General features: G+C 54.0%; 1 pseudogene. It reads left to right on the top strand.

From position 1 onward, the window contains the following. Window positions 1–791, top strand: a pseudogene (locus P7J58_RS01710) (hypothetical protein); the annotation flags it as partial.

Below are 791 nucleotides of genomic sequence, written 5' to 3'. Positions count from 1 at the left end.
GCCCCAGTTACGGAAGAGCCAGAAACTCCTGTCACTCCGGCACCACCATCAACAGAGGGCGAAGTTCTACCTGAGGAACCAACAGCGCCTGTTGCCCCAAGTGAACCAATAACGGAACAACCAGAAGCCCCCGTTCCACCAGCTACAGAAGATGAAGTTCAACCCGAGGAACCAACAGCGCCTGTTGTCCCAAGTGAACCGGTTACTGAACAGCCAGAAGCCCCCGTCACTCCCGTTCCACCATCAACAGAAGCCGAAGTTCTACCTGAGGAACCAACAGATCCAGTTGCCCCAAGTGAACCGGTTACGGACGAGCCAAAAGTGCCTGAAACACCAGTTTCTCCAACGGTTGAGGATGAAGTTCAACCCGAGGAACCAAAAGCGCCTGTAGTCCCAAGTAACCCAGTAACGGACGAGCCAGAAGCTCCCGTTCCACCATCAACAGAAGCCGAAGTTCAACCCGAGGAACCAACAGCGCCAGTTGTCCCAAGTGCTCCAGTTACGGACGAGCCAGAAGCCCCCGTTCCACCATCAACAGAAGATGAAGTTCAACCCGAGGAACCAACAGAACCTGTTGCCCCAAGTGCCCCAGTTACGGAAGAACCAGAGGTTCCAGTCACTCCCGTTCCACCATCAACAGAAGATGAAGTTCAACCCGAGGAACCAACAGAGCCTGTTGCCCCAAGTGAACCAATAACGGAACAACCAGTAGCCCCCGTTCCACCATCAACAGAAGATGAAGTTCAACCCGAGGAACCAACAGAGCCTGTTGCCCCAAGTGAACCAATAAC

Origin of the sequence: Streptococcus suis (genome assembly GCF_046032535.1) — a bacterium.
GTDB lineage: Bacteria > Bacillota > Bacilli > Lactobacillales > Streptococcaceae > Streptococcus > Streptococcus suis_AK.
Note: the sequence above shows the minus strand (reverse complement) of the source record. Positions and strands in the feature narration are given on the sequence as shown.